Raw genomic sequence first — 9,202 nt, forward strand, 5'->3', positions numbered from 1 at the left:
TTAAAATTTTGCTTGATCAGTTAGAAATCGACTGCGAGTGCTTTGGTTCCACTACCTTCAAGGGAGAAAATATGGACAGTGGCATTGAACCGGATCAATGCTTCTACATCCAAAACCACGCTAGAATCCGAGACAAGGGGCGCGTCGATCTTACCCTTGACCCACCGCCAGATCTAGCCATTGAAGTGGATGTTACCTCCAAGACTCAACTGGTTTAACAGTAAAAGACTTAGAAAAACTGCAAGCTGAACATCCTGATTATCAGATGGAACTAGTGGCTGGAGAAATTATTGTTATGAGTCCTTCAGGTATAGAATCAGATCAAGTAGCTGCTGCAATTGTTGCCCAGTTATCAAACTGGGTACGACCTCGTAGACTAGGCAGGGTAACTGCTTCTAGTGGTGGTTTTCGTTTACCTAACGAAGATGGAGATGTCCGCACACCCGATGCTTCTTTTATCCTAGCTGAACGTTTACCTCGCACTACAGAAGGTTACGCGGAGTTAGTTCCTGACTTGATGTTTGAAGTTAAATCTAAGAGTGGCAGTTTGGCTAAATTACGCCGGAAGATCCAGCAATTTCTGGAATTGGGAACTCAAGTTGGGGTGTTAGTGGATCCGAGAACTCGCACCATGGAAGTTTATTGCTTTAATCGAGATAAGGTTGTGCTGGGGGATGGGGATGTGCTGGAAGTACCGGAATTACTTCCTGGGTGGGAATTGTCTGTAGTGGAAGTTTGGGCTCCTGAATTTGATTGATAAAACCAGTTTATTATTCTAAGGTATTACGTTAATTTTGAATGTTTAAAAGGTATTTTATATGATTATAACGAATGTCAATATTAGTCAAAAGTCTCAAGAAATTTTGAGAAAAGCGGCGGCGGAAAAACGAATGTCTGTAGAGGATATGGCTTCAGAAATATTAAGCGATGCAGCGCCTTCACGCGGGGGTCTCCCCCACTCGCTATTGCATCAAGACAATGAAGCTATTCAAAATAAGCTTTCCGGAATTGCCACTATTGGTGAAGTCAAAAGCGATGCAGCGCCTTCACGCGGGGGTTTCCCCCACTCGCTATTGCATCAAGACAAGGAATATCCTATCTTACCATTGGCAAACAAGCAGCCCTACGCATACTATGCCGATCCTGAAGAGCCAGCTATCCCTCTAGAAGACTGGGATATGGAGAAGAGTTCTGAAGAGGTTTTATGATTTTTCTGGACACTCATATTTTTGTTTGGTGGAATCAGAACGATCCTAAACTGACGTGCTCCTTATAAACTGTCCTCTGGTAACAGAGGCATTGACTCTAACATCTACTATTGAGATCTAGCCATGAAAAAAATTTTGGTATTATGGACAACTTTTCGATCAACATCCACCGCTTTTAAAATGATGATGCAAGCAAGGGGAGACTTTATTGTTCTTCATGAACCCTTTAGCCTATACTATTTCGGTAGCGAGGAAAGGAAATCTGATCGCTGTGCAAAAGCTGAGATTAATCCAGCTTATAATTTTCAACCCCTATTCCAAGACCTAATCAATAAGGCTCAAAGCCAACCTGTCTTTATTAAAGATATGGCTTTATATATTTACGAGCGAGCCGATGAAGCTTTTTTATCCCACTTTAACCACACTTTCCTTATTCGCCATCCTGCCAAAAGCCTTCCTTCTCTATTTGCCGGTTGGCCTGACTTCCACTTAAGTGAAACTGGGTATGCAGAACTTTACCAATTGTTTGAAGTCACCAAAGCCTTTCTGGGACAAGTCCCCCCCCTCATTGACTCAGATGACTTGGTACAAAAACCAGAGGCCACGATTAAAGCTTACTGTGATGCTGTAGGAATTCCGTTTATGCCCCAAGCGTTAAAATGGGATCCTAAGATATGCTCTAAAATATGGACTCTTCCATGGGAAGGAGATTGGCACACTTACTTACAATCGAGTCGGGAATTTAAAGAAAGGGACAGAAAAAATTACGTTAGTGTTGAAAACAATGAACACTTGAAGCAGGCCTATGACTACTGTTTACCTTATTACCAAAGACTTTATGAACATCGACTGCGGATTGAATAACCACTTTTAACTACAGACTTTAAGCAATGAAAAGAGTAGTTTTTATCCTTCGTAGGGGAAATGGGTAGTGGTGCATTGTAATGATATCGGTAACGGTATGGTGAGGGTTTCAGCCCCCACCCAGCATCACTATGCAGGACTACCTAATCTTCTAAGTCATCAATAGAAACTTTACACTTAAACCTCTTTTTTTGCAAATCGTTTATTATTTCGTTTATTCTAGATTTGTTAGTCATTGTTATTTACATCCTTTTTAACATCGAATTCCAATTCTTCGAGCCGTTATAACCAAACAAATCTTGATAGTAAGTATCAATTAAGTACTCATTTTGATGCTGAATCATCCAGTTTTTGAGTAAATCAAGCTTACATTTCATCCGTTCAATAAATTCTTGATCTTCCCAATCTGACCAAGCCTCCCATAAAGCTTTATTTGTGTCTTCAATAATTAAATAATCTCCATTTTGTAACCCATTATTATGAAAATAATCCAGTATCCCGACTAAATTAACATGAGCATCTTCTATGATTAACCAAGGATGAGGAAGTGTAGAAAGCAGTGTGGTCGATAAAACCAGATCGATCTGGTTACAATCGCCTTCCAAAAATTTTATCTTGGGTTGGGCTTTGGCTTTTTCATCAAGTAAGGATAAATCGATATCAACAGAGTAGACAAGACCTTCAATCTCAAATAACTTCAACTGATCTGCTAACCATACTGCACTTCCTCCAGTATCTGCACCAAGTTCAATAATTGTCTTTGGTTGGAGTTCGTAAATCAGCATTGGATAAAGGGCAATTTCTATAGGACTTTTGTCCATTGGTATCCCTTTCCAGGTTTGTAAATGATAGTTTTCAGTCAGAGGTCTCCAAATCCCCTTGGGAAGGGAGCAGATATCTTCTCGATCAGAAATTTTGACAAGTCTTTTATTCTGTGAGATTTCTTGATCAGATCTAATGAATTGATCAGCACTTTGATTCTTCATTGGGATCACTCCTCAAACAGATTTAACTGGGTGCATCTCATTTTTGAAGTTTGACCTCGTGGTGCGTTACGGGACGTACTTCCACAAAACTGGCTACAGCTTGCTTCTTGGCGAGTCCGTCTTATCACGCACCCTACGGCACTTTTTTACAAATATGAGATGCACCCGATTTAACTTTTGGTGATCGTATTTTCCCCTCTTCAATACCAACCCCATCTTCATTCCACTGCCAATCAAAAGCATAGATCCAATACAGACAGGTGGAATTTCCATATCTAGTTTTGTGAGGTACTTTAGCAGGTATTTTGAATATTTCACCAATGGGAGGATAGTAAGTTTGACCTTGAAAATAAATCTCCATTTCTCCTTCTATAAGGATAATAAATTCGTCAGTTTTATGACCTGGATTTGACCAAGATTCCACAGAATTTGTTTGATAAATTTCGCATTTAAAACCTTTTTGTTCCCATTCTTTTTTTAATTCTTCTAAACCTAGATTAATTTTTGATTTATTCATGGTTTTTCCTGTTATGTTAGATATTTACTCACATTAAAAGAGAAATGGTATATTTGGACTTAATATCAGTTATTAAGTTTCCTTTTTTTTAAAGCAAGCAGATACATCAACTTGGCTTCGTCATATATCGGAAAACCCTCTTCACTAACTAATGTCCACGGTAATTTATCTAAGTCTATCTGCATTTTACGGCGATAGTCTTCCCGTATGGTTAATAAAAAAATTCCCTCCTCTTTTAAAATACCGAATAGATTGTTTAAAACTGCAACTCCAGCATGAGCATAAGCAAAAACTCCTGCTGCAATAATAGCATCAAAAGTTACTGAATTGCTAAAAATTTGGGAATCTTCTAGATTACACTGATGCAGACTTTGATATACTTGTCTCTCTTTAGCGATCGCCAGCATTTTTTCTGACAAATCCGCAGCAGTCAGATTAGTATATCCCTGTTGGGCTAAGGCTTCACCCACTAACCCTGTCCCAGCACCAGCATCTAAGATTGTGGCATCTTTCTTAGGAAGCAGTTTGCTTAATGTCCGTGCTATGTTGGCAGGCATAAAAGACCAATCTTCTCTTACATCTGCATCATAGGTATTTGCCCAACTATCGTAATTAGTTTTTAATTCCTCAGTGCTTTGGCTATCACAAATCCTAGATAACCAAGGTCTTGTTTCTGAAATATCTTTGGCTTGTTCTCTGGACATCTTATGTTCTAACGCAATGGCATTTTCAGATCCCACCGAAGCCATAGAAAGAGAATAAAGCTTGCGGATAAATAGATCAATATCTTCCGGCTGAGTATCGAAATTGGTCATCCATCGAACTAATCCAGTAGAACTATCCCAAACATAAAAATGAGAAACATTAACCAGAGCTTCGATCCAATTAGGTGGAATTTTCGCAAAGACAGCATTGGTCTCGACAGGATATACTATCTCAACTTCAGGTATGGTAGATAATTGTTCAGCAAGATACTTAGCCATTTTGTTTTCATGGCTAGCATTTTGCAGCCAGTGGTCATCTTTGAGTAACGCTAAAAACTGGGCGGCGATAAATCGAGCTTTTGAAGGCATCTGCATACTTTGTTTCCAGATAGCCGAAAAATTCCGAGATAACGAGGGGTCAGAGTTAGGAAAAATTACTGCTTCTCCCATCAAAAGCCCGTTTTTGGTTCCACCAAAGGATATAGCATCAACACCGAGTTCCGTCGTTAGCGCACCCAAGGAACAATTAAGTGAAGCTGCAGCATTGACAAGACGTGTGCCATCCATGTGAACCCTCATACCCTGCTGATGGGCATATTCCACTAAAGCTAAAATCTCCTTGGGACGATACACCGTTCCCAGTTCCGTGGACTGGGTTATGGATATCACACGAGGGATAGAGGCATGGACCTCCTCTTGCCAATACAAGTAACTTTCAATATCTTGAGGTCGCAGATGCCCATCAGCGGTTTCAATCGGAACTAACTTACTACCAATGAAATTCTCCACAGCCCCACATTCACTATGGTAGAGGTGTGCTTTACTAGAACAGAATATGGCTTCAAAAGAGCGACACAAACAAGCCAAAGCGAATACGTTGGAACCAGTCCCGCCGAAAGTAAAAAATACCTGACAATCAGCCCCAAAATTTCTATGGAATTGTTCCATAGCTAAGCGCGTCCACTCATCTTCGCTATAGGCATGAGCATGTCCTTGGTTAGCGGCTAGGATAGCCTTCATAATTTCGGGATCGACTCCAGCCTCATTATCTGAGGCCAGACCTCTGATCTTGGAATTGACTGGGGATTTTAGATCGCTTTGGGAATTCATCGGCATTTTTAGTAGTAAGTACTACTCTAGAGAGTCGTTCTAAGTATTGGTTCTAAGTATTCTCAGTCGGCTTTCAAAGTCTTCCATGTTTAAATAGCAGTTCACCATGCGTCGTTCCCCTTCATAAGCTAGTCGTCCATGCAAAAGACGCCAGTTGTCAAACAAGAGAACATTTCCAGGAGTCAGGCGAAAGCGATATTGATTGGCTGGGTCATCAATAATTTTACGCCACTCCCAAAGAGCCTCATAGACCTGTGTCGTTTGTTCTCCCCAGTAAAAAGGTGCGCGATCCATGTGATTGAATCGAATTCGTTTTACCTGGTTTTCAGCATCAAGTTTAATTAGAGGTTGCCTTGTTTCTAAATGGGTATCAACTTCTAAATAGTGCCCTGGCATATCAACCTTGGTAAGCAAGGAGAAAGCGTCAGGAGATGATTCCCGAAGAGTTTGGGCAGCATAAAAACCATCAATGAAAATACTCTCTCCACCAATATAATCTCGATCGAGAACGTGAAATACAATCAGTCCAGGGGGGTCGTAGGAATAAGTTCCATCGGTGTGGGCTGCCAGATACCCATTGGAATAGGCGCTATCAGCATGGGGTTCGCTAGTATCGGAGTCAGCAAAACCGCCAAAGATATCCATCCTAATATAAGCTACCCGTTCAATCAGTGCTCGGGTTGACTCACGATTAGGTGGTGTATTTGATACCATTCCCAGACCATAACAGGCAATATTCTCTAACCATTTTTTTAATCCCCTAGATTCACTCATTACTTCATTGAAAGTGACTGTGGGTAGCCCATTAGCAAATGTGTTGGCTGTCCAGAGGATTAAATTTTTGGGAGTCGAACTTTTGTCAATGGTGCTTAAGGTTGTCATGCTTAAAATTTTTATACTTTAAACCCCTTTCTTTTCACGAGCCTGGGGAACTGGACGTTGATAGGATTTGTTCTGAATTACGCGCAGACGACTATGGAAATCTTCCATATTTGACATACAGACAGCAAGGTGATGATTCCCATCCATCGCACTACCACCATGCAAGACACGCCAATTATCCCACAGCACCATTTCTCCTGGATTCAAGCTGAGTTTTCGCTGTTGGGATTGGTCCTCAACCCATGCCTCAAACTGCTTCAAAGCAGCTTGCAACGCTTGTTTGTTTAGCAAATCCTGCTCAGCAACAGGAAGTTGTGCTTTCGGATTGTAGCGTATACGCTTGAGTCGATCATAACTATCTAGGGTCACAATCGGATCTGAAGCAATCAGATTGATATCGTGCCTCAGGTACTGATAAGAGACAGGATTATTTTGTAATAAACTTAGAGTCTGCGGTGCTTCGCTTTTGATTCTGTCAACAAGCGCCAGACCATCAACAAAAATCATTTCCCAGGGTGAAATAGTTTGGTCGAGGCATTGAACCAGTTTGATACCTGGTGGGTCGTAATTAAAAGCTCCATCGGTATGAAGATGGGCTTCATCATAGTTGGAATTACTTGATGGTTTAATTTCGACTATGTCTCCCAAACTACTCTGCCGAAGATAGGCAAATCGGTGCATAAGTTGAGCCGCTTCAGCTTTACTCGCCTTGGCACCAATCACTTTACAGACTCCGACTTGGGTGAGATGTTCAACCAAATGCCTTAATCCGATATCTGTGTCAAGGACACTTCGATAATCAAGACTTGGTAAATCATCACTCCAGTATTTTCGTTCATCTACTGCTACGGAGTTCTTAATATTAAGCATTCCCCATAGCCAATCATAGGAAAAGTAACTTCTGTGATTATCCTGCCATTGAATTATCAGCCCTGTGGGATCAGTATCTACAAGGACTTCTTCCCAGCTAAATCTCTCCCAGCCAATGAATACATCACATTCTCTCTGGGCACTAGAAGTGAAACACTCACTACATTGACAGTGATCTCGCAGCCACATCCACGGTAAGCTTAAACTATCTAAATTATTGGTGACTTTAGAAAGCAAATCCACTTCGATGCCTTTGTCACTAGTCTGGCAAGATTGAACTTGAACCTTTTGAGATGATGAAGATAATGGGGATTTTTCAGCACAATTCATGAAAATGAAACTTACTCCTCTAAGCTTTATACAATATAAAGTTTCAGGCTTTGCTACAGAAAAATCGGCTGAAGTTGCGGCATCGGGCGAATTGTACTTTCCACTGCAATACCATTACGTAAGGCTAACAGTAATCCCGCCGCCTCCATGTAGCTATTGACACGATAGATCGGGTTGCCTTGAGTCTCGATTTGCAATCTTTCAGGAGTAATATCGTACTTAGTGGTATTATCTTTGACTAAAATTACTGGCACACCTTGGTCTAAAGACGCTAAAAACGGAATATTACCCACGGTTGTTTCTGGCATCACTACCGCCGAAACATTCTCTACGGATATCCTGGTTTCCCCTGCTGCTACGGGAGTATCAAACCTTACCGGACGGGGAGAATTGATTAAACCATTGAGGGGCGAACAAACATAGGCACTGGAAATTAATTCTGCACCATCCCTAGGGTCTACTAATTTCCCAAATCCCGTATGTTCCCACTCCAATAATAAGGGAGCATGGGCAGCAGTAAAGGGATAAAAATTAGTGAGCATGTGGGTCATAATTGCTTCCGCACCGCCCCAAGGATTCGGGATAGATTCCCCTCGGTAGTAAGCTTGACGTATTTTATCCTCTACTTCCAAAGTGGTCATTAAAGCCACTGCTCTAGCAGAAGAACTTTCCACCACATCTAGAGCCTTCATCAATTCGTCCATACCTTTAAATTCCCCGGAAGCATTACCATACTGGGAATAGGTACAGGCGGTTTCCACTGGGCCACCGGTTACGACTACAGGGTCGATATTAATTCCTCCCACAGCACGCAAGCCATTGAGAGCATTAATAACATTGTTTAAAAATCTCTCATCTCTTGGTTTTTCTATAATCGCTGCAATGTTTTTGCGCTTTTCTGGAATCACTCCAATATTACCCAGTAGTAACTGACAAATCAGATTCCCTTCCAGATAAAGAACATTATCCTGACCGAAATAAATATCCGACGCAGTAACTGCATTGGGATTGGTGACCAGATAGTCACAAGCGGAGGCTAACAGATTGGTACTAGGAGTAGCATCTCCCGCAAAACCACCAATTTCTGCTCTGACTCCGGTGGGAATAATACTAACTGCCACAAAGGGCTGATTAGAAACCCGTTGACGAATATTAATATCAAGTAATGATGACCAAACCGGCTTTCTGTCTGTATCAATGAAGCTGGATTCAAAAGTGAGCGTATCTCCTTCAACCTTGGTTAAAATCAAGCGAATGGGAACACCTGGTAAGGGAAGCTCAGCAATTTTTTGGGAAATTTCTCTCCAGGTGCGCTGTGGGGGAGGGCATTGGATTTCAAAATCTTTGGTATAGACTTGGGTCATTCTTTGTATTTACTTACTAACAACTGATTCAGCCAACCGGATGAATTTTACACTAATCATCGACTGGCTTATGAGCTAACAACTCAGTAGGTCTAATTACCATTGATTCAGCAAGGCCAAAAACTAGGGGTAATCCATCTTTGAGCGTTCATTTCCTTGCCTCCTAAGTTTTCCACTTAGCCAGTGTATCGTAAGAATTACTTTTGATGAGAGAAAAATTTGTTAATTTTTGTAACAAAACCAGAGCAGACCGGGGTGCATCCCAGTTTTGATAAGGGTTTCGTCAATTTTTATTCCCTGCTGCTGCGAATTTGCCCGATCCAAAGTTCCCGACTTCTGCAAGCATTTTATTAGATCATGTTAAGAA

At 41.2% G+C, this 9,202-nt stretch carries 9 protein-coding genes and 1 pseudogene; 4 read left to right on the plus strand and 6 right to left on the minus strand.

What is annotated here, in order from left to right; translation table 11 throughout:
- The 4 genes and pseudogenes from F6K37_RS24340 to F6K37_RS24355 all read left to right on the plus strand — a co-directional run.
- Window positions 1–212 (plus strand): annotated as a pseudogene (locus F6K37_RS24340) (Uma2 family endonuclease); the annotation flags it as partial.
- Between the two features lie 26 nt (window positions 213–238).
- Window positions 239–757, plus strand: coding sequence for a Uma2 family endonuclease (locus tag F6K37_RS24345; protein ID WP_202799256.1), 519 nt, complete (start codon window positions 239–241; stop codon window positions 755–757).
- Window positions 758–818: 61 nt separating this feature from the next.
- Window positions 819–1,208, plus strand: coding sequence for a hypothetical protein (locus F6K37_RS24350; protein ID WP_008188151.1), 390 nt, complete (start codon window positions 819–821; stop codon window positions 1,206–1,208).
- Window positions 1,209–1,331: 123 nt separating this feature from the next.
- On the plus strand, window positions 1,332–2,072 hold the full coding sequence (locus tag F6K37_RS24355) for a sulfotransferase-like domain-containing protein (RefSeq protein WP_008188150.1): 741 nt from the start codon (window positions 1,332–1,334) through the stop codon (window positions 2,070–2,072).
- 242 nt (window positions 2,073–2,314) lie between these two features.
- Here F6K37_RS24355 and F6K37_RS24360 read toward each other — a convergent pair whose 3' ends face one another.
- From F6K37_RS24360 to F6K37_RS24385, 6 genes are all read right to left on the minus strand, one after another.
- Window positions 2,315–3,058, minus strand: coding sequence for a CmcI family methyltransferase (locus tag F6K37_RS24360; protein WP_008188149.1), 744 nt, complete (start codon window positions 3,056–3,058; stop codon window positions 2,315–2,317).
- Window positions 3,059–3,191: 133 nt separating this feature from the next.
- Window positions 3,192–3,575, minus strand: coding sequence for a cupin domain-containing protein (locus F6K37_RS24365; protein WP_008188148.1), 384 nt, complete (start codon window positions 3,573–3,575; stop codon window positions 3,192–3,194).
- 65 nt (window positions 3,576–3,640) lie between these two features.
- On the minus strand, window positions 3,641–5,395 hold the full coding sequence (locus F6K37_RS24370) for a beta-eliminating lyase-related protein (protein ID WP_287252671.1): 1,755 nt from the start codon (window positions 5,393–5,395) through the stop codon (window positions 3,641–3,643).
- A 33-nt stretch (window positions 5,396–5,428) separates the two neighbouring features.
- Window positions 5,429–6,271: a TauD/TfdA family dioxygenase gene (locus F6K37_RS24375; RefSeq protein WP_287252673.1), complete on the minus strand. Its 843-nt coding sequence runs from the start codon at window positions 6,269–6,271 to the stop codon at window positions 5,429–5,431.
- A gap of 18 nt (window positions 6,272–6,289) precedes the next feature.
- Complete coding sequence (locus F6K37_RS24380) at window positions 6,290–7,471, minus strand: TauD/TfdA family dioxygenase (RefSeq protein ID WP_287252675.1); 1,182 nt, start codon at window positions 7,469–7,471, stop codon at window positions 6,290–6,292.
- A 53-nt stretch (window positions 7,472–7,524) separates the two neighbouring features.
- Window positions 7,525–8,835, minus strand: coding sequence for a DUF3326 domain-containing protein (locus F6K37_RS24385; RefSeq protein WP_287252676.1), 1,311 nt, complete (start codon window positions 8,833–8,835; stop codon window positions 7,525–7,527).
- Between the last annotated feature and the right edge of the window lie 367 nt (window positions 8,836–9,202).

This window comes from Moorena sp. SIO4E2 (assembly GCF_010671945.1).
In the GTDB taxonomy this organism is placed as follows: Bacteria; Cyanobacteriota; Cyanobacteriia; order Cyanobacteriales; family Coleofasciculaceae; genus Moorena; species Moorena producens.